General features: G+C 67.7%; 27 protein-coding genes. 18 read left to right on the top strand and 9 right to left on the bottom strand.

Annotation, left to right across the window (positions count from 1 at the left end; translation table 11 throughout):
• Positions 1 to 3: 3 nt before the first annotated feature.
• The 14 genes from rplR to truA all read left to right on the top strand — a co-directional run bounded on the left by rplR (position 4) and on the right by truA (position 9,082).
• Positions 4 to 387 carry a 50S ribosomal protein L18 gene (rplR, locus tag ACIHIX_RS04105; protein WP_057607911.1) on the top strand — a complete coding sequence of 128 codons (384 nt, stop codon included), beginning with the start codon at positions 4 to 6 and terminating at the stop codon, positions 385 to 387.
• 36 nt (positions 388 to 423) lie between these two features.
• Positions 424 to 1,029 (top strand): 30S ribosomal protein S5, encoded by a 606-nt coding sequence (gene rpsE, locus ACIHIX_RS04100; RefSeq protein ID WP_019753099.1) that lies wholly within the window; start codon positions 424 to 426, stop codon positions 1,027 to 1,029.
• 2 nt (positions 1,030 to 1,031) lie between these two features.
• Positions 1,032 to 1,211, top strand: coding sequence for a 50S ribosomal protein L30 (gene rpmD / locus ACIHIX_RS04095; RefSeq protein ID WP_052580766.1), 180 nt, complete (start codon positions 1,032 to 1,034; stop codon positions 1,209 to 1,211).
• 2 nt (positions 1,212 to 1,213) lie between these two features.
• Positions 1,214 to 1,669: a 50S ribosomal protein L15 gene (gene rplO, locus ACIHIX_RS04090; protein ID WP_266519687.1), complete on the top strand. Its 456-nt coding sequence runs from the start codon at positions 1,214 to 1,216 to the stop codon at positions 1,667 to 1,669.
• Between the two features lie 243 nt (positions 1,670 to 1,912).
• Positions 1,913 to 3,226 carry a preprotein translocase subunit SecY gene (secY, locus tag ACIHIX_RS04085; RefSeq protein ID WP_399949430.1) on the top strand — a complete coding sequence of 438 codons (1,314 nt, stop codon included), beginning with the start codon at positions 1,913 to 1,915 and terminating at the stop codon, positions 3,224 to 3,226.
• Entirely contained in the window at positions 3,226 to 3,888 is a 663-nt protein-coding gene (locus tag ACIHIX_RS04080) for an adenylate kinase (protein WP_329335791.1), read from the top strand. The genes secY and ACIHIX_RS04080 overlap by 1 nt, the downstream gene beginning before the upstream one ends.
• A 103-nt stretch (positions 3,889 to 3,991) precedes the next feature.
• Positions 3,992 to 4,828: a type I methionyl aminopeptidase gene (gene map, locus ACIHIX_RS04075; protein ID WP_399949428.1), complete on the top strand. Its 837-nt coding sequence runs from the start codon at positions 3,992 to 3,994 to the stop codon at positions 4,826 to 4,828.
• A gap of 165 nt (positions 4,829 to 4,993) precedes the next feature.
• Positions 4,994 to 5,215 (top strand): translation initiation factor IF-1, encoded by a 222-nt coding sequence (infA, locus tag ACIHIX_RS04070; RefSeq protein ID WP_003948620.1) that lies wholly within the window; start codon positions 4,994 to 4,996, stop codon positions 5,213 to 5,215.
• 29 nt (positions 5,216 to 5,244) lie between these two features.
• A complete protein-coding gene (gene rpmJ, locus ACIHIX_RS04065) occupies positions 5,245 to 5,358 on the top strand; it encodes a 50S ribosomal protein L36 (RefSeq protein WP_003998809.1) in 114 nt (37 codons plus the stop codon).
• Between the two features lie 199 nt (positions 5,359 to 5,557).
• Positions 5,558 to 5,938 (top strand): 30S ribosomal protein S13, encoded by a 381-nt coding sequence (gene rpsM / locus ACIHIX_RS04060; protein WP_093477045.1) that lies wholly within the window; start codon positions 5,558 to 5,560, stop codon positions 5,936 to 5,938.
• A gap of 70 nt (positions 5,939 to 6,008) precedes the next feature.
• A complete protein-coding gene (gene rpsK / locus ACIHIX_RS04055; protein ID WP_003956432.1) occupies positions 6,009 to 6,413 on the top strand; it encodes a 30S ribosomal protein S11 in 405 nt (134 codons plus the stop codon).
• A gap of 113 nt (positions 6,414 to 6,526) precedes the next feature.
• Positions 6,527 to 7,549, top strand: coding sequence for a DNA-directed RNA polymerase subunit alpha (locus ACIHIX_RS04050; protein ID WP_003966937.1), 1,023 nt, complete (start codon positions 6,527 to 6,529; stop codon positions 7,547 to 7,549).
• 104 nt (positions 7,550 to 7,653) lie between these two features.
• Positions 7,654 to 8,166, top strand: coding sequence for a 50S ribosomal protein L17 (gene rplQ, locus ACIHIX_RS04045; RefSeq protein WP_399949426.1), 513 nt, complete (start codon positions 7,654 to 7,656; stop codon positions 8,164 to 8,166).
• A 70-nt stretch (positions 8,167 to 8,236) separates the two neighbouring features.
• Positions 8,237 to 9,082 (top strand): tRNA pseudouridine(38-40) synthase TruA, encoded by an 846-nt coding sequence (truA, locus tag ACIHIX_RS04040; RefSeq protein WP_399949424.1) that lies wholly within the window; start codon positions 8,237 to 8,239, stop codon positions 9,080 to 9,082.
• 79 nt (positions 9,083 to 9,161) lie between these two features.
• On the opposite strand, the gene ACIHIX_RS04035 is transcribed toward truA, so the two are convergent.
• From ACIHIX_RS04035 to ACIHIX_RS04010, 6 genes are all read right to left on the bottom strand, one after another.
• A complete protein-coding gene (locus ACIHIX_RS04035) occupies positions 9,162 to 11,189 on the bottom strand; it encodes an acyltransferase family protein (RefSeq protein ID WP_399949422.1) in 2,028 nt (675 codons plus the stop codon).
• Between the two features lie 35 nt (positions 11,190 to 11,224).
• On the bottom strand, positions 11,225 to 12,325 hold the full coding sequence (locus ACIHIX_RS04030) for a sugar phosphate nucleotidyltransferase (protein ID WP_399949420.1): 1,101 nt from the start codon (positions 12,323 to 12,325) through the stop codon (positions 11,225 to 11,227).
• A 15-nt stretch (positions 12,326 to 12,340) separates the two neighbouring features.
• Entirely contained in the window at positions 12,341 to 13,525 is a 1,185-nt protein-coding gene (locus tag ACIHIX_RS04025; protein WP_399949418.1) for a glycoside hydrolase family 113, read from the bottom strand.
• A 54-nt stretch (positions 13,526 to 13,579) separates the two neighbouring features.
• Positions 13,580 to 15,034 (bottom strand): glycosyltransferase family 2 protein, encoded by a 1,455-nt coding sequence (locus ACIHIX_RS04020; protein WP_399949416.1) that lies wholly within the window; start codon positions 15,032 to 15,034, stop codon positions 13,580 to 13,582.
• A gap of 290 nt (positions 15,035 to 15,324) precedes the next feature.
• Positions 15,325 to 16,695 (bottom strand): glycoside hydrolase family 26 protein, encoded by a 1,371-nt coding sequence (locus tag ACIHIX_RS04015; protein ID WP_399949414.1) that lies wholly within the window; start codon positions 16,693 to 16,695, stop codon positions 15,325 to 15,327.
• Between the two features lie 118 nt (positions 16,696 to 16,813).
• A complete protein-coding gene (locus ACIHIX_RS04010) occupies positions 16,814 to 17,698 on the bottom strand; it encodes a hypothetical protein (RefSeq protein ID WP_399949412.1) in 885 nt (294 codons plus the stop codon).
• Positions 17,699 to 17,959: 261 nt separating this feature from the next.
• Here ACIHIX_RS04010 and rplM point away from each other — a divergent pair, with 261 nt between their 5' ends.
• The 3 genes from rplM (at position 17,960) to glmM (ending at position 20,531) form a co-directional block, all read left to right on the top strand.
• Positions 17,960 to 18,403, top strand: a complete 444-nt coding sequence (gene rplM / locus ACIHIX_RS04005) for a 50S ribosomal protein L13 (protein ID WP_109497901.1) — start codon at positions 17,960 to 17,962, stop codon at positions 18,401 to 18,403.
• Between the two features lie 41 nt (positions 18,404 to 18,444).
• Positions 18,445 to 18,972: a 30S ribosomal protein S9 gene (gene rpsI, locus ACIHIX_RS04000; protein ID WP_399949410.1), complete on the top strand. Its 528-nt coding sequence runs from the start codon at positions 18,445 to 18,447 to the stop codon at positions 18,970 to 18,972.
• A 200-nt stretch (positions 18,973 to 19,172) separates the two neighbouring features.
• Positions 19,173 to 20,531 (top strand): phosphoglucosamine mutase, encoded by a 1,359-nt coding sequence (gene glmM / locus ACIHIX_RS03995; RefSeq protein ID WP_399949408.1) that lies wholly within the window; start codon positions 19,173 to 19,175, stop codon positions 20,529 to 20,531.
• A 106-nt stretch (positions 20,532 to 20,637) separates the two neighbouring features.
• Here glmM and ACIHIX_RS03990 read toward each other — a convergent pair whose 3' ends face one another.
• Positions 20,638 to 21,555 carry a DUF389 domain-containing protein gene (locus tag ACIHIX_RS03990; protein ID WP_399949406.1) on the bottom strand — a complete coding sequence of 306 codons (918 nt, stop codon included), beginning with the start codon at positions 21,553 to 21,555 and terminating at the stop codon, positions 20,638 to 20,640.
• A 32-nt stretch (positions 21,556 to 21,587) separates the two neighbouring features.
• Positions 21,588 to 22,577 (bottom strand): type I pantothenate kinase, encoded by a 990-nt coding sequence (gene coaA / locus ACIHIX_RS03985; protein WP_399949404.1) that lies wholly within the window; start codon positions 22,575 to 22,577, stop codon positions 21,588 to 21,590.
• Between the two features lie 169 nt (positions 22,578 to 22,746).
• On the opposite strand from coaA, the gene glmS reads away from it, so the two are divergent.
• Entirely contained in the window at positions 22,747 to 24,594 is a 1,848-nt protein-coding gene (glmS, locus tag ACIHIX_RS03980) for a glutamine--fructose-6-phosphate transaminase (isomerizing) (protein ID WP_399949402.1), read from the top strand.
• 19 nt (positions 24,595 to 24,613) lie between these two features.
• Here the strand turns inward: glmS and ACIHIX_RS03975 are convergent, their stop codons facing one another.
• Entirely contained in the window at positions 24,614 to 25,405 is a 792-nt protein-coding gene (locus ACIHIX_RS03975; protein ID WP_399949400.1) for a DUF4239 domain-containing protein, read from the bottom strand.
• Between the last annotated feature and the right edge of the window lie 57 nt (positions 25,406 to 25,462).

The raw sequence follows: 25,462 nt of genomic DNA, 5'->3' as shown, positions 1-25,462 counted from the left end.
GCCATGGCATACGGACAGAAGATCCTCAAGGGCGACGCTTACAAGCGCGCCGCGATCAAGCGCCGTCACATCCGTATCCGTAAGCACATCTCGGGTACGGCTGAGCGTCCGCGTCTCGTCGTGACGCGCTCGAACCGCCACATCGTGGCCCAGGTCATCGACGACATCAAGGGTCACACCCTGGCGTCGGCGTCGACCCTGGACACCACGATCCGCGGCAACGAGGGCGACAAGTCCGCGCAGGCCAAGTCGGTCGGCGCCCTGGTCGCCGAGCGCGCCAAGGCCGCCGGCGTCGAGGCTGTCGTATTCGACCGTGGTGGCAACCAGTACGCCGGGCGCATCGCCGCCCTGGCGGACGCCGCCCGCGAAGCCGGGCTCAAGTTCTGAGCCGCTCGTAGCTAGCGGAAAGAGAGAGGTAATCCAATGGCTGGACCCCAGCGCCGCGGAAGCGGTGCCGGTGGCGGCGAGCGGCGGGACCGTAAGGGTCGTGACGGTGGCGCTGCTGCCGCCGAGAAGACCGCTTACGTTGAGCGTGTCGTCGCGATCAACCGTGTCGCCAAGGTTGTGAAGGGTGGTCGTCGCTTCAGCTTCACCGCGCTCGTCGTGGTGGGCGATGGCGATGGCACCGTCGGTGTCGGTTACGGCAAGGCCAAGGAGGTGCCGGCCGCCATCGCCAAGGGTGTTGAGGAGGCCAAGAAGCACTTCTTCAAGGTCCCCCGTATCCAGGGCACCATCCCGCACCCCATCCAGGGTGAGAAGGCTGCCGGCGTCGTTCTGCTCAAGCCCGCGTCCCCCGGTACCGGCGTTATCGCCGGTGGCCCGGTGCGTGCCGTGCTCGAGTGCGCCGGTATCCACGACGTGCTGTCGAAGTCGCTCGGCTCCGACAACGCCATCAACATCGTGCACGCGACCGTGGAGGCCCTGAAGGGTCTGCAGCGTCCCGAGGAGATCGCGGCCCGCCGTGGTCTGCCCCTCGAGGACGTCGCTCCCGCGGCTCTTCTTCGTGCGCGTGCCGGGGCGGGTGCGTAATCATGGCGCAGCTCAAGATTACGCAGGTCAAGTCCTACATCGGCAGCAAGCAGAACCACCGTGACACCCTGCGTTCCCTTGGTCTCAAGGGCATCAACACGCAGGTCGTCAAGGAGGACCGCCCCGAGTTCCGCGGCATGGTGCACACCGTCCGCCACCTCGTGACGGTTGAGGAGGTCTGATCATGGCGGAGAACAACCCGCTGAAGATCCACAACCTCCGTCCGGCCCCCGGCGCCAAGACCGCCAAGACCCGTGTCGGTCGTGGTGAGGCGTCGAAGGGTAAGACGGCCGGTCGTGGTACCAAGGGTACGAAGGCCCGTTACCAGGTTCCGGAGCGCTTCGAGGGTGGCCAGATGCCCCTCCACATGCGTCTTCCGAAGCTGAAGGGCTTCAAGAACCCCTTCAAGGTCGAGTTCCAGGTCGTGAACCTGGACAAGCTCGCCTCGCTGTACCCCGAGGGTGGCGAAGTCACCGTCGAGGGTCTGGTGGCCAAGGGTGCCGTTCGTAAGAACAGCCTCGTCAAGGTCCTCGGCCAGGGCGAGATCTCCGTGGCGCTGCAGGTGACGGTCGACGCCGTCTCCGGCTCCGCCAAGGAGAAGATCACCGCCGCCGGCGGTACCGTCACCGAGCTCGTCTGAACACCTCAGGCGTCTCGATGACTTGAGCGATCCCGACCGGGGATACCCCACAAAAGGGGTATCCCCGGTTGGTCGTTCCTAGGGTGGCAGTCTCGCCGGTAAGGTGGCCTGCACTGCCAACTTCACAGGGTGCTTCAGCTGGGGCACCCTGAGCGGCAGTTGACCGTTATGCATTCGTCTTCATCCGTCGAACCTCAAGACCGTCACCCTTGACGCAGTAGCGCGGGGGTCGCAGGAGGCACCGTGCTCACCGCGTTCGCCCGGGCGTTCAGGACGCCCGACCTGCGCAAGAAGCTGCTCTTCACGCTCGCCATCATCGTGGTGTACCGGATCGGTACGCATATCCCGATCCCGGGCGTCGACTACAAGTCCGTCCAGCAGTGCGTCGACGAGGCGTCCGCGAACCAGGGCCTCTTCGGTCTGGTCAACATGTTCAGTGGCGGCGCGCTGCTCCAGATCACGATCTTCGCGCTGGGGATCATGCCGTACATCACGGCGAGCATCATCCTGCAGCTGCTGACCGTCGTGATCCCGCGTCTGGAAGCCCTGAAGAAGGAGGGCCAGGCCGGTACGGCGAAGATCACGCAGTACACCCGTTACCTGACCGTGGCGCTCGCCATCCTCCAGGGCACCGGCCTCGTCGCCACCGCCCGCAGCGGCGCCCTCTTCTCGGGCTGCTCGGCCGCGTCGACCATCGTCCCGGACCGCTCGATCTTCACCACGATCGTCATGGTCATCACGATGACCGCCGGTACGGCCGTCGTCATGTGGCTCGGTGAGCTCATCACCGACCGCGGCATCGGCAACGGCATGTCGATCCTGATGTTCATCTCGATCGCCGCCACCTTCCCGTCCGCGCTGTGGGCCATCAAGAAGTCCGGCACCCTGGCCGACGGCTGGATCGAGTTCGGCACCGTCATCCTCGTCGGCCTGGTCATGGTCGGCCTGGTGGTCTTCGTCGAGCAGGCCCAGCGCCGCATCCCGGTGCAGTACGCGAAGCGGATGATCGGTCGCCGCGCCTACGGTGGTACGTCGACGTACATCCCGCTGAAGGTGAACCAGGCGGGTGTGATTCCCGTCATCTTCGCGTCGTCGCTGCTCTACATCCCGGCCCTGATCGCGCAGTTCTCGAACGACCAGTCGGGCTGGAAGACGTGGATCGAGCGGAACCTCACCAAGGGGGACCACCCGATTTACATCACGATGTACTTCTTGCTCATCGTTTTCTTCGCCTTCTTCTACGTGGCTATCTCGTTCAACCCCGAGGAAGTCGCCGACAACATGAAGAAGTATGGTGGCTTCATCCCGGGCATCCGGGCTGGCCGACCGACCGCTGAGTACCTGTCGTACGTGCTCAACCGGATCACCTGGCCGGGTTCGCTGTACTTGGGCCTGATTGCTCTCGTCCCGACGATGGCGTTGGTTGGTTTCGGGGCAAACCAGAACTTCCCCTTCGGCGGTACCAGCATCCTGATCATCGTGGGTGTCGGTCTCGAGACGGTGAAGCAGATCGAGAGCCAGCTCCAGCAGCGCAATTACGAAGGGTTCCTCCGCTGATGCGAATCGTCCTCGTCGGGCCGCCTGGTGCCGGAAAGGGAACGCAGGCCACGCGCCTCGCCGAGAAGCTGCGTGTCCCGCACATCTCCACGGGCGACCTGTTCCGCGCCAACATCAGCCAGCAGACGGAGCTCGGCAAACTCGCGAAGTCCTACATGGACGCCGGCAACCTCGTCCCCGACGAGGTGACCATCGCGATGGCCAAGGACCGTATGGAGCAGGCGGACGCCGTGAACGGCTTCCTCCTGGACGGCTTCCCGCGGAACGTCTCGCAGGCCGAGGCGCTGGACGAGCTGCTGAACACCGAGGGCATCAAGCTGGACGCCGTGCTCGACCTGGAGGCCCCGGAGGAGGAGGTCGTCAAGCGGATCGCCGGCCGGCGCATCTGCCGCAACGACTCCGCCCACGTCTTCCACGTGACGTACAAGAAGCCCGCCAAGGAAGGCGTCTGCGACGTCTGCGGCGGCGAGCTGTACCAGCGTGACGACGACTCCGAGGCCACCGTCCGGACGCGGCTGGAGGTCTACCACACGCAGACCGAGCCGATCATCGACTACTACAAGGCCCAGGGCCTCGTGGTGACGATCGAGGCCATGGGTCCGGTGGACGAGGTCACCACCCGCGCGCTGGCCGCGCTGAAGCGTGAGGGCGACGACCAGTAGTCGTCGCCCTGGTACGGCCGTGAAGTCCTGAGGGACTCCACGGCCGTACTGTTGTTGTGCAGGTAACCCGAACCGGTCGAGTGACGGAGAGCGCAGGACCCCCATGGTGCAGATCAAGAGCCCCGAGCAGATCGCCAAGATGCGAGAGGCGGGGCTGGTCGTCGCCGCGATCCACGCGGCCACGCGTGAGGCCGCGGTCCCCGGCGCCAGCACCAAGGACCTCGACGAGGTCGCGCGCAAGGTGATCGCGGAGCACGGCGCGAAGTCGAACTTCCTCGGGTACGGCGGTTTCCCCGCGACCATCTGCACCTCCGTCAACGAGGTCGTCGTCCACGGCATCCCCTCCGACGAGGTCGTCCTCAAGGACGGCGACATCATCTCCATCGACGCCGGCGCGATCGTCGACGGCTGGCACGGTGACGCGGCCTTCACCGCCTTCGTGGGCTCCGGTCACGCTCCGGAGCTGATCGAGCTCTCCCGGGTGACGGAGGAGTCGATGTGGGCCGGTATCGCGGCCATGAAGCAGGGCAACCGGCTGCTGGACGTCTCCAAGGCCATCGAGACGTACATCCGCCGTCAGCCGAAGCCGGGCGGTGGCAAGTACGGGATCATCGAGGACTACGGCGGCCATGGCATCGGCACCGAGATGCACATGGACCCGCATCTGCTGAACTACGTCGACCGGCGCCGGGGCAAGGGCCCGAAGCTGGTGCCGGGCTTCTGCCTCGCGATCGAGCCGATGGTGTCGCTGGGCACGCCTCGGACCGAGGTGCTGTCGGACGACTGGACGGTCATCACGACGGACGGCACATGGTCCTCGCACTGGGAGCACTCGGTGGCGCTGACCGTGGACGGTCCGCTGGTGCTGACCGCTCCCGACGGGGGCAGGGCGAAGCTCGCGGAGTACGGCGTGGTCGCCGCTCCGGATCCGCTGGCCTAGGTTCACGCTTAATGATCTACGCTGCCGGGCATCCTTCCTCGATTCGTCTTTCCGGGTGCGCTGACGTAGACTGACTCGTCGGCTCTCGTGCACCCGCATGTCCGCATGCACTCGTAAGAGACAAGTGCGGGAGTCGATCAAGGTAGTCGATTCGAAGGGCGAAGCGTGGCCAAGAAGCAAGGTGCCATCGAGATCGAGGGCACTGTCGTCGAGTCTCTTCCGAACGCCATGTTCAAGGTCGAGCTCCAGAACGGCCACCAGGTCCTGGCACACATCAGCGGCAAGATGCGTATGCACTACATCCGCATCCTCCCTGACGACCGGGTCGTGGTGGAGCTGTCTCCGTACGACCTGACGCGTGGCCGGATCGTCTACCGCTACAAGTAGATCCCTCTGACTCGGAGAACCTCAATCCCATGAAGGTCAAGCCGAGCGTCAAGAAGATCTGCGACAAGTGCAGGGTGATCCGCCGTCACGGTCGGGTCATGGTCATCTGCGAGAACCCGCGCCACAAGCAGCGCCAGGGCTGACGCACGATCGACCGAACCCTCTGCATCTGAATCGCAGAGATTCGCGCGACGCGAGCTGAATTTGTTCATACGCAGAACCCAGGACGAGCAATCGTGCCTGACACCCCCGGTTCGGAGGCCGGGGACCCAGTTCGTACCTGGTACGGCGGCTGGGAACCGGTTCTGTGGAAGACCTCCGAAGATCACCAGGAGCCATTGAATGGCACGCGTTTCCGGTGTTGACATCCCGCGCGAAAAGCGCGTGGAGGTCGCCCTGACCTACGTGTTCGGCATCGGCCGGACCCTCTCCCAGCAGACGCTGGCGGAGACCGGTATCGACCCGAACACCCGCGTTCGCGACCTCTCCGAGGAGCAGCTCGTCGCGATTCGTGAGTACGTCGACAGCAACATCAAGACCGAGGGTGACCTCCGTCGCGAGATCCAGGCCGACATCCGCCGCAAGGTCGAGATCGGCTGCTACCAGGGTCTCCGTCACCGTCGTGGTCTGCCCGTCCGCGGTCAGCGTACGAGCACGAACGCCCGCACCCGCAAGGGCCCGCGTCGCGCCATCGCCGGCAAGAAGAAGCCCGGCAAGAAGTAGTCCTCAGCGGACAACGCTTCACCAGCGGTCTTCGCTGTAGGACCGACCACCTCCCCGTAGGAGTAACTAGATGCCCCCCAAGGGTCGTCAGGGCGCTGCCAAGAAGGTGCGCCGCAAGGAAAAGAAGAACGTCGCTCACGGCCACGCGCACATCAAGAGCACGTTCAACAACACGATCGTCTCGATCACGGACCCCTCGGGCAACGTGATCTCCTGGGCCTCCGCCGGCCACGTCGGCTTCAAGGGCTCGCGCAAGTCGACCCCCTTCGCCGCGCAGATGGCCGCCGAGTCGGCCGCCCGTCGCGCGCAGGAGCACGGCATGCGCAAGGTCGACGTCTTCGTCAAGGGCCCGGGTTCCGGTCGCGAGACCGCCATCCGTTCGCTCCAGGCGACGGGCCTCGAGGTCGGCTCCATCCAGGACGTCACCCCGACCCCGCACAACGGCTGCCGTCCGCCGAAGCGTCGTCGCGTCTGACCTCGCTTCTCTGGGCTTCTCGGGCGGTACGGCTCTTCTGAGTCGTATCGCCCGTACCCTTGTTACACATCAGGGCGTCAAATAGCGGGCGCCCCTGACAGAAGGAACGCAACATGCTGATCGCTCAGCGTCCCTCGTTGACCGAAGAGGTCGTTGACGAGTTCCGCTCCCGGTTCGTGATCGAGCCGCTGGAGCCGGGCTTCGGCTACACCCTCGGCAACTCCCTCCGCCGTACCCTCCTGTCGTCGATCCCCGGCGCTGCTGTCACCAGCATCCGCATCGACGGTGTCCTGCACGAGTTCACCACCGTGCCGGGCGTCAAGGAGGACGTGACCGACCTGATCCTCAACATCAAGCAGCTGGTCGTCTCCTCGGAGCACGACGAGCCGGTCGTGATGTACCTGCGCAAGCAGGGCCCGGGTCTGGTCACCGCCGCCGACATCGCGCCCCCGGCCGGTGTCGAGGTGCACAACCCCGACCTCGTCCTCGCCACGCTCAACGGCAAGGGCAAGCTGGAGATGGAGCTCACGGTCGAGCGTGGCCGCGGTTACGTCTCCGCCGTGCAGAACAAGCAGGTGGGCCAGGAGATCGGCCGTATCCCGGTCGACTCCATCTACTCGCCGGTGCTGAAGGTCACGTACAAGGTCGAGGCGACCCGTGTCGAGCAGCGCACCGACTTCGACAAGCTGATCGTCGACGTCGAGACGAAGCAGGCCATGCGTCCCCGTGACGCCATGGCGTCGGCCGGTAAGACCCTGGTGGAGCTCTTCGGTCTCGCCCGCGAGCTGAACATCGACGCCGAGGGCATCGACATGGGCCCGTCCCCCACGGACGCCGCCCTCGCCGCTGATCTGGCGCTGCCGATCGAGGAGCTCGAGCTCACCGTTCGGTCGTACAACTGCCTCAAGCGTGAGGGCATCCACTCCGTGGGTGAGCTCGTCGCCCGCTCCGAGGCCGACCTCCTCGACATCCGCAACTTCGGTGCGAAGTCGATCGACGAGGTCAAGGCGAAGCTGGCCGGCATGGGCCTGGCCCTCAAGGACAGCCCGCCCGGATTCGACCCCACGGCCGCTGCCGACGCCTTCGGCGCCGACGACGACGCGGACGCGGGTTTCGTGGAGACCGAGCAGTACTGAGCGCTCCAGCGCAGTACTGACCGGTCGTTGCCGGTGAGCATCCGCTCATCGGGTTCCTGACCCCGGTACCTGATACGGCCGGGGCAGACACACAGGAGAAAGAAATGCCGAAGCCCACCAAGGGTGCCCGTCTGGGCGGCAGCGCCGCGCACGAGAAGCTCCTCCTCGCGAACCTCGCGAAGCAGCTCTTCGAGCACGGCCGTATCACCACCACCGAGGCGAAGGCCCGCCGTCTGCGGCCGTACGCCGAGCGTCTGGTCACCAAGGCGAAGAAGGGCGACCTTCACAACCGCCGCCAGGTGCTCCAGGTCATCACGGACAAGAGCATCGTGCACACGCTCTTCACCGAGATCGGCCCGCGGTACGAGAACCGTCCGGGTGGCTACACCCGTATCACCAAGATCGGTAACCGCCGTGGCGACAACGCGCCCATGGCTGTCATCGAGCTGGTCGAGGCGCTGACGGTCGCGCAGCAGGCGACGGGTGAGGCCGAGGCCGCCACCAAGCGCGCCGCGAAGGACGCCGAGGCTGCTCCGGCCGCCGAGGAGACCAAGGTCGACGTGACCAAGACCGACGAGGTCGAGGACGCGGCGGCTGAGGAGTCCAAGGACGCGTAAGCGTTCCGCACAGTGGGCCCGTTCCTTTCGAGGAGCGGGCCCACTGTCGTGTTCTTGAGAGGATCTCCGTGTGAGTGAAGAAGCAGCGCCCGGTTCCGTACGTGTCCGTCTCGACCTGTCCTACGACGGGAGCGATTTCCGTGGCTGGGCCAAGCAGGCCGGTGGTCAGCGGACCGTGCAGGGGGAGGTCGAGGACGCTCTGCGGACCGTGACGCGGTCGGGGGAGACGACGTACGAGCTGACCGTGGCCGGGCGGACGGACGCGGGGGTGCATGCCCGGGGGCAGGTGGCTCATGTGGATCTGCCCGAGGACGTGTGGGCGGAGCATCGGGAGAAGCTGCTCAAGCGGCTGGCCGGGCGCCTTCCCAAGGATGTGCGGGTGTGGGCGGTAGGGGAGGCCGCCGAGGGGTTCAACGCCCGGTTCGCCGCGTTGTGGCGGCGGTATGTGTACCGGGTCGGGGACCGGCCCGGGGGTGTGGATCCGCTGCTCCGCAACCATGTGCTGTGGCACGACTGGGAGTTGGACGTCGAGGTGATGGACGCCGCCGCCAAGTCGCTGGTCGGGGAGCATGACTTCGCCGCCTACGCGAAGAAGCGCGAGGGGGCGTCGACGGTTCGGGAGATCTTCGACTTCGGGGTGCGGAGGAACGCGGACGGGGTCGTCGAGATCGAGGTCCGCGCCGACGCGTTCTGCCACAACCAGGTGCGGTCCATGGTGGGGGCGCTGTTGTTCGTGGGGGACGGGCACCGGGGCGTGGAGTGGCCGCGGAAGGTGCTGGACGCGGGGGAGCGGGACAGTGCCGTGCATGTGGTGCGGCCGCATGGGCTGACGCTGGAGGAGGTCGCCTATCCGGCGGACGAGCTGCTGGCGGAGCGGCAGCGGCAGGCTCGGCGGGTGCGGGGGCAGGTGCACTGAAGAGGGGCCCCGGTGTCGGGGCCCCTCTCTTCTGTGTTCTCGGCCGGCTCCGTGTTGTGGGCCGACCCTGTGTCGTGGGTCAGTCGGCCAGGACCTTCTTGAAGGTCGGCTCCAGGAACGACTCCAGGGACTTGGCGTAGCCGCCGGTCATATGGCTGTTGTCCCAATAGACCACGTGTCCGCCGATGACCGCCGGGCAGTAGCCGTCCGCGCAGAACGCGGGGAGCGTGTTGATGACCGTGGCTCCGTGCTCCTCCGCGACCTCGCGCTCCAGCTTCCGGAACTCGGGCAGGTCGACGGCGGTCTCCGCCTTCAGGGTGCATGAGGAGAGGGCGTCGGACTCCTCGGCCAGGCAGTCCGGGACGCTGAAGGTCGGCTTCGGCGTGTCGGTCAGATAGATCAGGTCCGACCCAGTGGCCTCAAGCTTCTTGAACGTGTCCTCGGCGCCCTCGCGCACGGTGTTGAACTGGACCCGGTTGGCCACCGCGATGACGTCCGGCTTGAGCTTCTTGATGTACGCGAGAGCCGACTTCCGCCAGCTCGTGCACTCGGTGTACTCGCGCCCCAGATCCTCACGCGTGATCTGGTAGACCTCGGGCGAGCAGCCGCTCTTGATGACCGTGATGACCTTGACGTGCAGCTTGCGGCCGAGCGCGTCGAAGGCGTTGCCCCACTGGTAGGCGTGCGAGTCGCCGAGCAGCACCAGCGTCCTGTCGGACTCCTTGTCGCCGATGACGCAGTCGTCGTGCAGGGTCCAGCTGCTGACCAGCAGCTGGTCGATGCAGCCGTAGTCCCCCCGGTCCTCGGGGGACTTCAGCAGGATGCTCCGGCTGACCTTGGGGTCGGACCGCTCGCTCACCGCCTTCTCCACGGACTCGGTGCCGTCGAACCCGGTCAGGGCGGCGGCGGTTCCGGCGGTGCCGATGGAGAGGTTGAGCGGCACCTGGAGGGCGACCACCATGGCGACGGCCGCGGTACCCGTCAGGGCGCCGCCGGTGAGTATGCCCAGCCAGGGACGCACGACCAGCTTCACGTTCTCCCTGAACCGCTTCTCGACGATGAAGTGCATGACGATGGCGAGCAGGAAGGAGAGGACCGCCACCCGGAAGCGGTCCGAGTAGCCGAACTCCCAGCCGATGATGTGCGGCCAGAGGATCAGCAGCGGCCAGTGCCACAGGTACCACCCGTAGCTGACCTTGCCGATGAAGTCGAAGACGGGGTTGTCCAGGAGCTTCTCCGCGCCGAAACCGGGGTTGGCGCAGCCGCCGGCGATGATGAGCCACGCGCCGAGCACGGGACCGGCGACGGCGTATCCCGGCAGCGGCGTGTTCTCGGTGATGAGCATCCCGGTGACCAGGATGGTGCCCAGGCCCAGCCAGGAGACGACGGCGGCGAGACCCCGCGGCATACGGGACAGGAACGGCGCCCAGAGCGCGAGCAGGACGCCGAAGGTGAGTTCCCAGATGCGGGTGTGGGTGCCGAAGTAGGCCAGCGGCTGGTTCGGCGTGGTCAGGCTGTAGCCCAGGTAGAAGGAACCGCCCACCGCGCCCATGAGGACCAGTCCCACCAGGACGCGGTTGCGGAAGACGAGCCGGCTGATCCAGGCCACGACGACGAGGACGATCGGGGCGGCGAGGTAGAACTGCTCCTCGATGCCCAGGGACCAGAAGTGCTGGTACGGCGACTGGCTGCCGTCGTTGGCGAAGTAGTCGGTGCCGTTCTCGGCCAGCCGCCAGTTGATGAGGCTCACGGACGCGGCGAGTCCGTCGTCCATGTACTCGCGGAACCTGAAGGGGCTCGCGTAGATCCAGGACAGGACGCCCACGGCCACGATGGTGACGGCGGCGCCCGGCGCCAGACGCCGGAAGCGGCGGGCCCAGAACTTGCTCAGGGAGACCTTGCCGGTCTTGTCGATCTCGGCGAGGAGCTGGCTGCCGATGAGGAAGCCGCTGAGCACGAAGCTGACGTCCACGCCGCCGTGGATGTCGAGGATGCCGCAGTGCATGGCGACGACCATCATGATGGCGACGGCACGCAGGCCCTGAATGTCAGGCCGGTACTTGCGGAGGCGCTCCGCGTTCGCGGCCTTGGAACGATGGCTGGTCACGGTTCTCCAGTAACTGTCCGGTCAGGCCGGCGACTTCAGTGGACTGTCGGGCAGGCGACGGCCGTACCGCTGACCCGCACACCCTGGGCGGGGATGCGGATGCCGCACGACAGCCGCAACTGGGCGGGCAGCTCGTTCTGGGCGCCGACGTGCGAGTGGCAGCCCACGACGACCTCGCGCAGGAGCGACTCCTCGCCGATCGTGGAGTCGTGGTCCACGACGGACTCGTGGACCTGGGCGCCCTCGGAGACCGTGACGTGCGCGCCGATGATCGAGCGGTCGACGACCACGTGCGCGCCGATGACGGCGTGCGCGCCGATCGTCGAACCGCCCGTGACGCGGGCGGTCGGGTCGATGACGGCCGTGGGGTGGATCAGCGCCTCGGACGGGCCGTCCACCAGGGGCGAGGTCGCCTTGCCGCTGACCAGGTCGGCGGAGCCGTGCACGAAGGCCAGCGGGGTGCCGAGGTCGCGCCAGTACTCCTGGGTGGTGTGGCCGAAGACCCGGCCGCCGCCGGCGACCAGCTGCGGGAAGGTCTCCTGCTCGACCGAGACCTCGCGGTCGGCGGGGATGGCGTCCAGGACGGAGCGGCGGAAGACGTAGCAGCCGGCGTTGATCTGGTCGGTGACGATCTCCGCGGCCGTCTTGGGCTTCTCCAGGAAGGAGAGCACCCGCCCGTCCTCGTCGGTGGGGACCAGACCGAAGGCGCGCGGGTCGAGGACCCGGGTGAGGTGCAGGGTCACCTCCGCGTCCTGGGTCTCGTGCCGCTCCAGGAGGGCGCGCAGGTCGACGCCGGACAGGATGTCGCCGTTGAGGATGAGGACCGGGGCGTCCGGGTCGTCGCCGCGCAGCAGACGGCTGGCGTTGCGGATCGCGCCGCCGGTGCCGAGGGGCACCTCCTCGACGGCGTAGGAGATCGCCAGGTCCTGGGAGAAGTCCTTGAACTCCTCCTCGAAGAGGCTGGCGAGGTAGGAGGTGGCGAACACGACGTGCTCGACGCCGGCGTCCATCAGCTTGGCTATCTGGTGCCGGATGAAGGAGGAACCCGCGACGCTGAGCAGCGGCTTGGGGGTGTGGTTGGTGAGCGGGCGCAAGCGCGTTCCCTTGCCGCCCACGAGGATGATGGCTTCCTGCATGATTGCCTCGCTCGGTCAGCTGGTGGAGTCGTCGGTCCCGGGACCTGCGTAGTCAGAGCTGAAGCAGGTCTTGATGGCCTTCTCGGTCAGGGGGCGTCCGGCGAAGTCGAGTCGGGAGGCGGTCTTGTCGTCCGGTGCGGTGTTGGGGTCGTCGTCGAAGTGGATCGACCACCAGTAGACGCCCTGCATCTGCCGCTCCTGGACCACCTGACAGACCGCCGTGTACCAGTTGGCCTGCACCTTCTCGTTGACCGTGCGCCTGGCGTAGAAGTCGCCGGGGGCGTGGTAGGCGCCCTTCATGGCACCGATGCCGGATTCGGCGATGAGGATGTTGGGCAGCGTGCCGGTGGCCTTCCGGTCCAGCCAGTCGTTCCAGCCCTTGACGAGCGTGCCGACGGACGCGGTGTCCGCGACCTTGACCGGGAAGTAGGCATCGACCCCGAGGTGGTTGACCGGCATGCTGATGCGGCCGCGGACGTAGTTGTCCCAGTTGGCGTCGTACGAGACCTCGCCGGAGAAGCTCTTCTCGGCGGAGGACACCAGGGCTCCCCAGCCGACGTCGCCCTCCAGCGAGTTGAGCTCGGTACCGATCACGAACGTGTTCGTCTTCGCCTCGTCGGCGACCTTGAGGTACGGAGTGACGAGCTTCTTGTACGAGGCGAACCAGGCGGAACGGGAGTCGGGCTCGATGTTGCCGCGCCAGCCGTTCGCCTGCTTCAGGCTCCCCTCGTCCATGATCGGGCGGAGGGTGGTGCGGAAACCGGCGTCCTTGAACACCTTCAGCACGCGCTCGACGCGCTCCGGGGACGGTGTCTTGGCACCCTCCGAGAGCACGTTGGACGTGCGGCTCTCGATGTAGAAGGGGAAGGAGACGGACACCGAGTTGGCGCCCAGGCCGATGAGATACCTGGCGTGCTTCTCGGCCTGCTTCTCGATGAACGCGTCGGAGCGCTTGGTCTTCTCCTCTTCCCAGTAGAGCTGTACGCCCCACTGGGGCATGCCCTTCTTCCAGGGCTCGGCGACCTTGAGCGGGTCGGCGGTGGGCGAGGGAGAGGCCTTCACGTCGGTGGTGTCGGCCGGGGTAGTGGATTCCGGGGCGTCGTCCAGGACGAGGGTGGGCAGCTTCGAGCCCGCCTCCCAGCGCACCGGATGGTCGCCGAAGAGGAAGGGGGTGCCCAGCACGACGGTGAGGACGGTCACCGGGAAAATGGCAAGCAGAGGCAGTCGTGAACGCATGTCTGTGGTCTTCCGGGGTCAGGCGGGCTTGGCGATCACGACGAACTTGTTCTCCTCGCGCCGGACGAACTTCAGGAAGCCCTTGAAGCCACCGAGTCCCTCCATGATCGAGAAGACCGGGATGAGAGCGACCACGACGATCGGCTCCCACCACTTGCGTCGACCGCTGACCGAGGCGAGGGCGTTCAGCCGCAGCCCCTCCCAGTAGGTCCAGATCACGTAGGCGAAATTGAGGGCCCAGAGGATCGTGACGGACTGGGTCACCGGCGAGGTGTTCATGTCGTTGAAGAGCCAGCCGATGAGGAGCACGGCACCGATGTGCTGGAGCGGGCCGAGGATCCAGGTGGCCACGCAGATCGAGAGGAACCACCGGTAGCGCAGGGGCACCGCCCGGTTGAAGCAGAGGGCCACCAGACCCCAGGCCCAGCGGTCGCGCTGCTTGACGAAGTCGGCCGCGGTGGCGGGCGAGGCGCCGTAGCAGCGGCCGTTGAACCAGTCGCTCCGGCCCGGGTACTTGCGGCAGAAGGTCAGCGCGAGCCGGGCGTCCTCCACGATCTCCTTGGGGCCGAAGTCCCAGCCGATCTCCGCCTCGATGGACGCGCGTAGCACCAGCAGCTCGCCGTGCACTCCGGCGGCCGGGGTGCCCATGCCGGTCAGCGCCCGGAAGCGGGCGATGTCGTCGGCGGGGCGCACCGCGTCGGCGAGCCAGGTGAACATGTTGACCGCGTTCTCGCGGGGGTACGTGAGGATGCCCTGGGCCATGTGCTTGGCCTCGTCGGGGTGGGCACGTCGCTGCCGGTTGATGAACTGGGCGAGCGAGGAGGCGGTGTCGGGGCCGACACCGGTGTCGTCGTCCATGTGCAGCACCCAGACGTAGTCCAGGGCCTCGCCCTCGGCGATGCGCAGCTCGTGGGCGTAGTGGTTGGCGCGGGCCTTGAAGCGGGTGCCGTTGGCCGGGACGTAGTCCTTGGGGACGGTGATCACCCGGATCAGCGGGTGGGACGCGGCGAGCCGGTCGATGGCCTCCGTGGCCTCGCAGCCCTCCTCGGTGAGGATGTCGACCCGCATGTACGGGAAGTACTCCGGCAGGTGCTCGACGTAGGAGAGGATCGAGCGCTCCAGCGCCGGATAGGTGTCATGCCGCCCGATGGTCGGGCAGAGCGCGATCAGGAAGTCCTGCTCGGCGGGTGCCGGCGGGGTCATCTGGTCGCTCTTGCGGACCCGTCGGCGGATCAGCAGAGCACCTTGGATGCCGACCATCACACCGGCCACCGGCAGTGACCAGACGACGGTCAGGATCCAGCTCATCAGGGACGAACTGGGTCTGTAGCTCCACAGTCCGAAGGCGGTCAGAAGCACGAAGGGCAACAGGAACGGGAGAATGCCCGGCTTCCAGGACGCAGTTCGCTTGGCGAGTTTCTGATTGTGCCGCGAATACTGCGGCACCCCCCCGTCGACCAGTGTCGATGTCATGACGGCTGCGGAACTCCTGTGAGATCGGTGGTGCGTTGAGGCAACGACGGATCTCGGCCACGGCGCGCGTCAGCGCACCACGACGTCCTTGTTGTTCCGGGCCCAATCCCCCTCAACGCCTTCTCTGGCGCCTCGGTCAGCTGCCGCTCAGATGCCCCCCCGGGCGCCCGGACCACCGACCGAATATGCCACCGATACTCGCATACGTGTCCGATACAGGGAACATTTGTGAGGAGGATGTGCTCGAAAGTTAATCAAGTTACGTCTTGTGTGGTGACCTTCACGAGGCGTCACTGGTTGTCACTGGCCGGAAAGTGATCACCGCTGGTGATCGTCCGCGGTGATCCATAGGTGCGTCGCACATCGGCCGCGGTGTTCTTGTGCCGGGGAGCGGAGAGGTTCTCGTAGGACAACGCCTGGCCCCACACCGTCCACAGCACCCACGGGGTCCGGCTCAGGGTCTCCGGCTGGGCCGCGTTGAGCGGTACGTGGAAGGACTCGGCCATGATCCGCGGCCTGCGGTACCGCTCCAGGCCGCGATACCAGACCTCGGTCCAGGCGCCCCCGCCGTAGGGCTCGGCCGGGGTGTCGCTGTAGTCGTCGACGCCCACCACGTCGACGTAGCGACCGCCCGGGTAGTACGCGTGCGGGTCGCGCACGGAGCCGCCGTGCCAGGAGTTCGGCGCCCAGACGAAGAGCAGGTTGTGCAGGCCGCGCCGGTGCACGAGGTGGTCGTACGTCAGCCGCCACAGCCGGTGGAAGGCGGCCGGGTCCTGGCCCGCCCACCAGAATCCGTGGCCAGGGGCCGTGTTCATCTCGTGGTACGGGCGCAGCAGTACCGGCACTCCCCGGTCCGCGAGGTAGCCGAGGTGGTCCGCCAGGAAGTCGAGGTCGTGCAGCAGGGCCCGGTGTTCCGGGCTGTCCGCGGTGACCACCCGGCGGAACCAGCCGGGGTCGTCGGCGCCGGGGGAGTTGCGGAACTTGGTCTGTTCGAAGCCCTTGACGGGGCTGCCGGGGTAGGGCTGGTGGAAGGAGAATCCGACCAGCCCCGCCGGAGCGCCCCCGTTGCGGGGGAGCGAGACCCGGGCGCCCGAGAAGCACTCGGTGTGGGTGCCGGAGGACCGGTAGGAGCCGTCGGCCGCCCGTGGCAGGCCCGCCCACACGCCGACGGCGAGATCCACGGCGTCCTCGACGTACCCCCAGTCTCGGCGGCAGCTCGGCCAGGAGCCGTTGTAGGAGCGGGCCTGGCCCACCGCCCAGCCGGGTTGGCCGTAGCCCGGGCCCAGGTCCAGCTCCAGGAAGCCCGGCAGCCGCCCCGTGATGTCCTGGGCCTTCTTGTAGTAGTAGCCCGGCTGCTTGGTCCCCCGGTAATCGCCGTACTTCGGGTTGTACCGCTCGTTGTGCAGCTCCACGTGCTGGCCGATGAGCGTGCGGGAGGGACGGCCGCGACGGGCGTCGTTCTCCAGGCCGGCCAGGAACGTGTGGACCCGGCGGGCGGCCGGGGTGGCGTCCGGGTCGCGGTCGCGCAGGTCGGTGGGGACGAGCCGGGGACCCTCGTCCTCGTCCTCGTTCTCGTCCCGGACCGACCACAGGGCGAGCGGTCCCAGGACCGCTGCCGCCGCGCCCGCCCCTATCAGCCGTACCCGGCCTCGCATGTGCATGCCGTGGCCCCCTTCCCGGGGGCGTTGGCCGGACGAAGCCAAGAGACCCCCCACGGTCGCGCTGATCAACGGCTGATGATCGACGACTGTGGAGGGTCTCACACGGTTTCAGCGGGTGTCACCCGGCCGCGGCCGCCGACGCCTGGGCCTGACCGCGGCGGCGGATCTGGCGGAAGGCGAACTCGGCCAGGTCGTTGCCGATCGACTCGACCTTGGTGCTCTTCTCCGTGACGTTCTTGCCGTTGAGGAAACCAGCGGTGGTGAAATAGGCGTAGCGGCCGTAGGAATTGGTCGTCGTACGGCACACCGCGGCGTTGCAGAAGGCCTTCACGCCGTCGCCGGACAGCGAGGCGATGACGCTCTTGTTGTCGGCCTCGCCCTTGGCCTTCTTCGCCTGGGCCTCGGTGTCGAAGACGGCCACGCCGACCGTCACCGCGACGCCGTCCTTCATGTACGAGACTCGCATCACGCGGGTGCAGCCGTTGGCGGTGAGGATCTTGCCGAGGGTGCCGTTGGCGTTGGCGGCCGAGGCGCACTTCTTGGTGTCGGCCGTGGCGCCCTTCTTGTAGACCGTCTCGCCCATGGTCAGCTGGGTGCCGGGGAAGAGGATCTCCGCGCTCAGCGGCGCCGTGTCCTTGTTCTTGCTGGAGACGAAGTCCTTCGGGTCCAGCGGCGGCGGGGCGCTGGTCGGCGCGAAGGACGGGTCGGTCGCGGACTGGCTCGGTATGTCGGCCGTCGCGGGCAGCGAGGACGTGGTGGACGCCTCGTCGCCGCCGTCGGCCGAGACCACGGCCATGGCGACGGCGGTGCCTATCGCCGCGGTGGCGAGGGCGCCACCGACGATGAACAGCAGCTTGCGCCGCTTGTTACGGGTCTCCGACGCCTCCGCGAGCGCCGCCCAGTCCGGGGTCCGACCGTCGTCGGCGCCGTTCCACGGCTGCTGGGAATTCGGTTTCCAGGGATCCCACTGGGACTGGGGTCCCCCCTGCTGCCCAAAGCTCATGGGGCGCATCATAGAGGGGGGACGCACGGGGCTGTCGGGCCCGCTCGTTTTGACCCGTCCGGGGTAGCGCTAGTACCCTTGCGGTTTGTTATGCGTATTGGCTTGGTCGTTCTGACGCCAGAAGCCAGTGCGTAGGTTCCCTGGAGCAGTTACCAGTGGGCGGCATACGGGCAGTGTTCCCGGCTTCTGTCGTCCCCAGCTGCACGATCGCTTCAAGGATGCCTTGTGTCAGCACCCATCCCTGAAGAAGAAGGCTGAGAAGTGCGTACGTACAGCCCTAAGCCCGGCGATGTGACTCGCCAGTGGCACGTCATTGACGCTCAGGACGTCGTCCTGGGCCGTCTGGCCACCACCGCCGCGAACCTCCTCCGCGGCAAGCACAAGCCGACCTATGCCCCGCACATGGACATGGGCGACTTCGTCATCATCATCAACGCCGACAAGGTGCACCTGTCCGGCAACAAGCGGACCCAGAAGCTGGCGTACCGCCACTCCGGCTACCCGGGTGGTCTGCGCTCCGTCCGCTACGACGACCTGCTCCGTGACAACCCGGAGAAGGCCGTCGAGAAGGCCATCAAGGGCATGATCCCCAAGAACTCCCTGGGCCGTCAGATGCTCTCGAAGCTGAAGGTCTACTCGGGCGACCAGCACCCGCACGCTGCCCAGCAGCCGGTGCCGTTCGAGATCACCCAGGTCGCGCAGTAGTTCCGGCCACCCCCTAAACAGAAAAGAATCTGAGGAGCATCGTGGCCGAGACCACCGCTGAGCAGCCGGTCGAAGAGACCGAGACCGAGCTCGTCGACATCGACAGCTACACCACCGAGTCCGAGGTCCCCGTCGAGGGTGAGTACACCTCGGAGTCGATGGCGTCCCGCTTCGGCGACCCCCAGCCGGCCGCCGGCCTGGGCCGTCGCAAGAACGCCATCGCCCGCGTCCGGATCGTCCCGGGCACCGGCAAGTGGAAGATCAACGGTCGCACCCTTGAGGACTACTTCCCGAACAAGGTGCACCAGCAGGAAGTCAACGAGCCCTTCAAGGTGCTCGAGCTCGAGGGCCGCTACGACATCATCGCCCGCATCGCGGGTGGCGGTGTCTCCGGTCAGGCCGGTGCGCTCCGTCTCGGTGTCGCCCGTGCGCTGAACGAGGCCGACGTCGACAACAACCGTGGCGCCCTCAAGAAGGCCGGCTTCCTCCGCCGCGACGACCGTGCGGTCGAGCGCAAGAAGGCCGGTCTGAAGAAGGCCCGTAAGGCTCCGCAGTACAGCAAGCGTTAAGCTTCGCTGCCTGCAGCCCGTACTCGCACTTCAGCAGTACGTCTGAACGCCCCGGCGGCACGCCACAGTGCCGCCGGGGCGTTCGTTTATCACAGCCTTGGGCGTATAACGGCACAAGACGCTCAAAGGCTTGTGTGATCGGGTGATCCTGGGTGATCTCCGAAGGTGACCTCGAAAGTGACGCTTCATCAGGAGGACAAGTGGGACGACTCTTCGGCACGGACGGCGTGCGCGGCGTCGCCAACGCGGACCTGACCGCCGAGATGGCGCTCGGTCTGTCCGTCGCGGCGGCCCACGTGCTGGCCGAGGCGGGTACGTTCGAGGGCCACCGGCCGACGGCGGTGGTCGGACGGGACCCGCGTGCGTCCGGGGAGTTCCTGGAGGCCGCCGTGGTGGCGGGCCTGGCGAGCGCCGGCGTCGACGTCCTGAAGGTCGGTGTGCTGCCGACCCCGGCCGTGGCGTACCTCACCGGCGTTCTCGGCGCCGACCTCGGTGTCATGCTCTCCGCCAGCCACAACGCGATGCCCGACAACGGCGTCAAGTTCCTCGCCCGCGGCGGTCACAAGCTCGACGACGAGCTGGAGGACCGGATCGAGTCCGTCTACGAGTCCCACCGGCACGGCGAGCCGTGGGAGCGGCCGACCGGCTCGGGTGTCGGGCGGGTGCGGGAGTACCTGGAGGGCTTCGACCAGTACGTCGCCCATCTGATCGGTGTGCTGCCGAACCGGCTCGACGGGCTGAAGATCGTCCTCGACGAGGCGCACGGCGCTGCCGCGCGGGTGTCGCCGGAGGCGTTCTCCCGGGCCGGCGCCGAGATCATCACGATCGGGGCCGACCCGGACGGGCTCAACATCAACGACGGGTGCGGGTCCACGCACCTGGGGCTGCTGAAGGCCGCGGTCGTGGAGCACGGTGCGGACTTCGGTATCGCGCACGACGGGGACGCGGACCGGTGCCTCGCCGTCGACCACACCGGGGACGAGGTCGACGGCGACCAGATCATGGCCGTGCTGGCGCTGGCCATGCGGGAGCGGTCCGTGCTGCGGGCCGACACCGTTGTCGCGACGGTCATGTCCAACCTGGGGTTCAAGCTGGCGCTTGAGCGGGAGGGGCTGACGCTGGTGCAGACGGCTGTGGGAGACCGGTATGTGCTGGAGTCGATGAAGGAGCACGGGTACGCGCTCGGGGGTGAGCAGTCCGGGCACGTGATCATTCTGGATCACGCCACCACGGGGGACGGGACGCTCACCGGGCTGCTGCTGGCGGCGCGCGTCGCGGAGACCGGGCGGTCGCTCCGGGAACTGGCCGCTGTGATGGAGCGGTTGCCTCAGGTGCTGATCAATGTGCCGGACGTGGATCGGACTCGGGTGGGGAGTTCCGCGGAGCTTGCTGCCGCCGTTTCCGAGGCTGAGCGGGAACTCGGGGAGACCGGGCGGGTGTTGCTGCGGCCTTCCGGGACCGAGCCGTTGGTTCGGGTGATGGTCGAGGCCGCGGATATTGATCAGGCGCGGTCTGTGGCGGGGCGGTTGGCTGATGCCGTTAAGTCGGCGCTGGGTTAGAACGCCGGGTTCGGGGTGGGGGTGCTGTGCTCTGCGGGCTGCGGGTTCGTTGTGGCTTGTCGCGCCCGCGCGGCGGTAGCCGCAAATTCAGCACAGCCCCGCGCCCCTAGGGGCGTCTCCAGAGCCACTTCTGGAGGAGCAGCGTTAGTGTTCCCGCCAGCACGATTCCCAGCAGGTTCAGCAGGAGTTGGTTCGCGGAGCCGATGGTCTGCTCCATGTCGCCGTAGGCCAGAGCCACCGCCGCGTTCGCCGCTGCGGGCACTGTTGTGACCGAGATGGCCACGCCCACCAGCGCGCCCGACTTCGCCGACGTCAGGGACAAGGTGCCCGCGATGCCCGCCAGGACCGCCACCACGAAGGAGAAGGCGTCCGGGGCATAGACGAAGGCCGTGTTGGGGCGGTCGCCCTCCAGGTCGGACCTGTGGAACAGGGTCGCGGCGTCCATGAACCAGGTGAAGCCCACCGTCACCGCCATCGCCACCGCGAAGCCCACCAGCAGGGCGATCAGGGAGCGCAGCGCCAGTCGGGGGTGGCGTTGGACGACGGATGTGCTGAAGGCGGCCAGGGGGCCGAACTCCGGGCCGACGGCCATGGCGCCGACGATGAGGATCGCGTTGTCGAGGACCACACCGCAGGCCGCGATCATGGTGGCCAGGGTGATGAAGGCGACGTAGGTGACGGAGAGCGTCGACTCCTCGTGGGTCGCGTCCGTCAGGTGCTCCCACAGGACCGCGTCGGCGCCCTCGCCCGGTGCTTCGTCCTCGGCCTTGTCCGCCCGCTTGGACAGCGACAGGTCGATGTTCTCGACGGCGATCGAGCCGGTCTTGTCCAGGTTCAACTCGCGCAGGGCCCCGATGAGTTCGTCGCCGGCCTCGCGGGCCACGTCGCACATCACGACATCGCCCACCGGGTTGCGGGCCGCGTTCGGCACGACGACCAGGTGGGTGGTGCCGACGGTCTTCTCGATCAGGCGGACCACGTCGTCCGTCGTGTCGGACGGTGTGATCAGACGCAGATGCAGCATGACGCCTTTTCTAACAGGCCCCGGTCATTTGTTCACAGCTTGCGCAGGCTCAGCCGCCGCACCTTGTGGTCGGGGCCCTTGCGGATGACGAGGGTGGCCCGGCCCCGGGTGGGGGCGATGTTCTCCACGAGGTTCGGCTTGTTGATGGTGCGCCACTGTGTGCGGGCGTAGTCGAGGGCCTCCTCCTCGGACACCTGGGTGTACTTGCGGAAGTACGAGTTGGGGTCCTGGAATGCCGTCTGGCGCAGCTTCTTGAAGCGGTTGAGGTACCAGCGCTCGACGTCGTCGGGGTTGGCGTCGATGTACACGCTGAAGTCGAAGTAGTCGGCGAGGCCGACGCGGGTGCGGCCGTCCTTGCCGGGGAGCGCCGGCTGGAGGACGTTGAGGCCCTCGACGATCAGGATGTCCGGGCGGCGCACCACGAGCTTCTCGTCGGGGACGATGTCGTAGATGAGGTGGGAGTAGACGGGTGCCGTGACCTCGTCCTTGCCCGCCTTGATGTCGGCGACGAACTTGGTCAGGGCCCGGCGGTCGTACGACTCGGGGAAGCCCTTCCTGGACATCAGGCCGCGTGCCTGGAGCTCCCTGGTGGGGAGCAGGAAGCCGTCCGTCGTCACCCGCTCGACGCGGGGGTGCTCGGGCCAGCGGGAGAGCAGGGCCTGGAGGAGCCGGGCGACGGTGGACTTGCCGCCGGCGACCGAGCCCGCGACCCCTATGACGAACGGGGTGCCGGTCTGGGTGCCCGTCTCGCCGAGGAAGGTGTTCAGGGCGCCCCTGAGGCCGTCCGTGGCGCCGACGTAGAGGTTGAGGAGACGGGAGAGCGGGAGGTAGATGTCCCGCACCTCGTCGAGGTCGATGACGTCGCCGAGGCCGCGCAGTCGCTCGACCTCCTCCGCCGTCAGGGGCAGGGGCGTCTTGTGGCGCAGCGCGCTCCACTCGGCACGGGTGAGGTCGACGTAGGGAGTCGCCTCCGGCTTGTTCCGGTGGGCGCTCCGGGGGGTCGAGGAGACCGGAGAGATCACAGTCCATTGTTAACGGAGTTTGAACGAGTTGGCGGGTGGGGTCCGTCACGCCTCCACCGAGGCTCGTACGCCCGGGCCCTTACCACCGCGTTCGTATGGCCGTGGGAATTTCCGATATCGGGCACGCGGAAGGCCTTTTGGTCGGCGGATCGTGCGTAGGCTGCCGCGCATGTGCGGAATCGTGGGATACGTGGGGTCGCAGTCTGCGCTCGAGGTCGTGACGGCCGGACTGAAGCGGCTGGAGTACCGGGGGTACGACTCGGCGGGTGTCGCCGTCCTCGCCGACGGCGGGCTCGCCGCGGCGAAGAAGGCCGGGAAGCTGGTCAACCTGGAGAAGGAACTGGTCGACCGGCCGCTGCCGACCGGGCCGACCGGCATCGGGCACACCCGCTGGGCCACGCACGGCGGGCCCACGGACGCCAACGCGCATCCGCACCTCGACAACGCCGGGCGGGTGGCGGTGGTCCACAACGGGATCATCGAGAACTTCGCCGCGCTCCGGGCCGAACTGGCGGAGCGCGGCCACGATCTGGCGTCCGAGACCGACACCGAGGTCGTCGCGCATCTGCTCGCCGAGGAGTTCTCCTCCTGCGGGGACCTCGCCGAGTCGATGCGGCTGGTGTGCCGGCGTCTGGACGGGGCGTTCACCCTGGTCGCCGTGCACGCGGACGAGCCGGACGTGGTCGTCGGGGCCCGGCGGAACTCGCCGCTCGTGGTGGGTGTGGGGGAGGGGGAGGCGTTCCTCGCGTCCGATGTGGCGGCCTTCATCGCGCACACCCGCTCCGCCATCGAGCTCGGCCAGGACCAGGTCGTCGAGCTGCGCCGCGACGGGGTGACGGTGACCGGCTTCGACGGGCGTCCGGCGGAGGTCAGGTCCTACCACGTGGACTGGGACGCCTCGGCCGCCGAGAAGGGCGGCTACGACTACTTCATGCTCAAGGAGATCGCCGAGCAGCCGAAGGCGGTCGCCGACACGCTCCTCGGGCGCATCGACGCGGCCGGGTCGCTGACCCTGGACGAGGTGCGGATCCCGCCGGGTGTGCTGCGGGAGATCGACAAGGTCGTCGTGGTCGCCTGCGGTACGGCCTTCCACGCGGGGCTGATCGCCAAGTACGCCATCGAGCACTGGACGCGGGTCCCCTGCGAGGTGGAGCTGGCCAGCGAGTTCCGCTACCGCGATCCGATCCTGGACCCGCGGACCCTGGTGATCGCCATCTCCCAGTCCGGCGAGACCATGGACACGCTGATGGCGCTGCGGCACGCGCGCGAGCAGGGCTCCAAGGTGCTGGCCATCTGCAACACCAACGGCTCGACGATCCCGCGCGAGTCGGACGCCGTGCTGTACACGCACGCCGGCCCCGAGGTCGCGGTCGCCTCGACCAAGGCGTTCCTGACCCAGCTGGTCGCGTGTTACCTCGTCGCCCTGTATCTGGGCCAGGTGCGGGGCACCAAATGGGGCGACGAGATCTTCGCCGTCATCCGGGACCTGTCGAAGATCTCCGGCGAGGTGGACCGGGTCCTGGAGACGATGGAGCCGGTACGGGCGCTCGCACGGTCCCTCGCCGACAAGGACACCGTGCTCTTCCTCGGGCGCCACGTCGGCTACCCGGTCGCGCTGGAGGGCGCCCTGAAGCTCAAGGAGCTCGCCTACATGCACGCCGAGGGGTTCGCGGCGGGCGAGCTCAAGCACGGGCCGATCGCGCTGATCGAGGACGATCTGCCGGTGGTGGTGGTCGTGCCGTCGCCGCGCGGGCGGTCGGTGCTGCACGACAAGATCGTGTCCAACATCCAGGAGATCCGCGCGCGCGGGGCCCGGACCATCGTCATCGCGGAGGAGGGGGACGAGGCGGTGGTGCCGTACGCCGACCATCTGATCCGGATCCCGGCGACTCCGACGCTGCTCCAGCCGCTGGTCGCCACGGTCCCGTTGCAGGTGTTCGCGTGCGAGCTGGCGACGGCCCGGGGCAACGAGGTGGACCAGCCGCGGAACCTCGCGAAATCGGTGACGGTGGAGTGAGCGGCTCGCGGTAGGCCCGTCACCGCCAGAACTGGGCCAGCACGCCCTGTCTGAACGGTGCCGGGCTCACCGCCAGGTCCCCCGAGAACGGCCGGTCCAGGGTCAGGCACAGCAGCACGCTCACCCCGATCAGGACCGCGACCGACGTCACGAACATCAGCTGGGCGCGCACGTCCCGGATGCCGTAGAGGAAGGTCAGGGGCAGCATGATGAGCGCGCCGCCGTAGACGAGGACACTGAGCAGGACCGGCAGCTGCTGCTGGGAGTCCGAGAGGCGGGTGCGGCGGGCCGAGGCGAGTGAGCCGAGCGTGGAGACGGCCTCGGAGTAGTACGCCTGCTCGGACTCGGTGCGCGGCTCGTAGTCCTGGAACGCCTTGTACAGGCCCTTGATCTGGGGCTCGGTCAGGCTGGGGTCGGGCCTGCCCTCGCGCATCAGGGGCCACTGCTGCTCGACGACGGAGTGGACGTAGGCGTGCATCGCCGCGGTGATCCGCTCGCGCTCGGCGGCGGGGAAGGCGTCGGCGGTGCGCAGCACCTCGGCGGTCTGGGAGGCCTCGGCGGCGACGTTGGTGGTCGCGTCGTCGAGGCTCTCCCACTCGGCGACGACGACGAAGGCGAGGATGATGCCGTAGATCGCGGCGTACATCCCGAGCACGACGCCGATCATGTCGTTGTGCTCGCCGGTGTCCACCAGGTGCCGGAACCGCCAGCGCATCAGCGCGACACCGCCCACGCCGATGAGCAGGGCGCTGCCCACGAGCAGGGTGGCCAGGGCGGTGGTGCTGAAGTTGTTGAGCAGCCAGACTTCCACAGGTGCCGATCTTCTCTCGATGGGGGGGGGAGACCATCGCAGTCTGTGGTGAGCGTG

Source organism: Streptomyces sp. NPDC051913 (genome assembly GCF_044593635.1).
GTDB lineage: Bacteria > Actinomycetota > Actinomycetes > Streptomycetales > Streptomycetaceae > Streptomyces.
The sequence above is the reverse complement of the archived record's forward strand: the minus strand, read 5'-3'. Positions and strand labels throughout refer to the sequence as shown.

What these genes read in the sequence shown, in the direction of transcription:
- rplR (WP_057607911.1), top strand. Translation starts at nt 4, where the DNA reads ATGGCATACGGACAGAAGATCCTCAAGGGCGACGCTTACAAGCGCGCC.
- rpsE (WP_019753099.1), top strand. Translation starts at nt 424, where the DNA reads ATGGCTGGACCCCAGCGCCGCGGAAGCGGTGCCGGTGGCGGCGAGCGG.
- rpmD (WP_052580766.1), top strand. Translation starts at nt 1,032, where the DNA reads ATGGCGCAGCTCAAGATTACGCAGGTCAAGTCCTACATCGGCAGCAAG.
- rplO (WP_266519687.1), top strand. Translation starts at nt 1,214, where the DNA reads ATGGCGGAGAACAACCCGCTGAAGATCCACAACCTCCGTCCGGCCCCC.
- ACIHIX_RS04080 (WP_329335791.1), top strand. Translation starts at nt 3,226, where the DNA reads ATGCGAATCGTCCTCGTCGGGCCGCCTGGTGCCGGAAAGGGAACGCAG.
- map (WP_399949428.1), top strand. Translation starts at nt 3,992, where the DNA reads ATGGTGCAGATCAAGAGCCCCGAGCAGATCGCCAAGATGCGAGAGGCG.
- rpmJ (WP_003998809.1), top strand. Translation starts at nt 5,245, where the DNA reads ATGAAGGTCAAGCCGAGCGTCAAGAAGATCTGCGACAAGTGCAGGGTG.
- rpsM (WP_093477045.1), top strand. Translation starts at nt 5,558, where the DNA reads ATGGCACGCGTTTCCGGTGTTGACATCCCGCGCGAAAAGCGCGTGGAG.
- rpsK (WP_003956432.1), top strand. Translation starts at nt 6,009, where the DNA reads ATGCCCCCCAAGGGTCGTCAGGGCGCTGCCAAGAAGGTGCGCCGCAAG.
- ACIHIX_RS04050 (WP_003966937.1), top strand. Translation starts at nt 6,527, where the DNA reads ATGCTGATCGCTCAGCGTCCCTCGTTGACCGAAGAGGTCGTTGACGAG.
- rplQ (WP_399949426.1), top strand. Translation starts at nt 7,654, where the DNA reads ATGCCGAAGCCCACCAAGGGTGCCCGTCTGGGCGGCAGCGCCGCGCAC.
- ACIHIX_RS04030 (WP_399949420.1), bottom strand. Translation starts at nt 12,325, where the DNA reads ATGCAGGAAGCCATCATCCTCGTGGGCGGCAAGGGAACGCGCTTGCGC.
- ACIHIX_RS04020 (WP_399949416.1), bottom strand. Translation starts at nt 15,034, where the DNA reads ATGACATCGACACTGGTCGACGGGGGGGTGCCGCAGTATTCGCGGCAC.
- ACIHIX_RS04015 (WP_399949414.1), bottom strand. Translation starts at nt 16,695, where the DNA reads ATGCACATGCGAGGCCGGGTACGGCTGATAGGGGCGGGCGCGGCGGCA.
- ACIHIX_RS04010 (WP_399949412.1), bottom strand. Translation starts at nt 17,698, where the DNA reads ATGAGCTTTGGGCAGCAGGGGGGACCCCAGTCCCAGTGGGATCCCTGG.
- ACIHIX_RS03990 (WP_399949406.1), bottom strand. Translation starts at nt 21,555, where the DNA reads ATGCTGCATCTGCGTCTGATCACACCGTCCGACACGACGGACGACGTG.
- glmS (WP_399949402.1), top strand. Translation starts at nt 22,747, where the DNA reads ATGTGCGGAATCGTGGGATACGTGGGGTCGCAGTCTGCGCTCGAGGTC.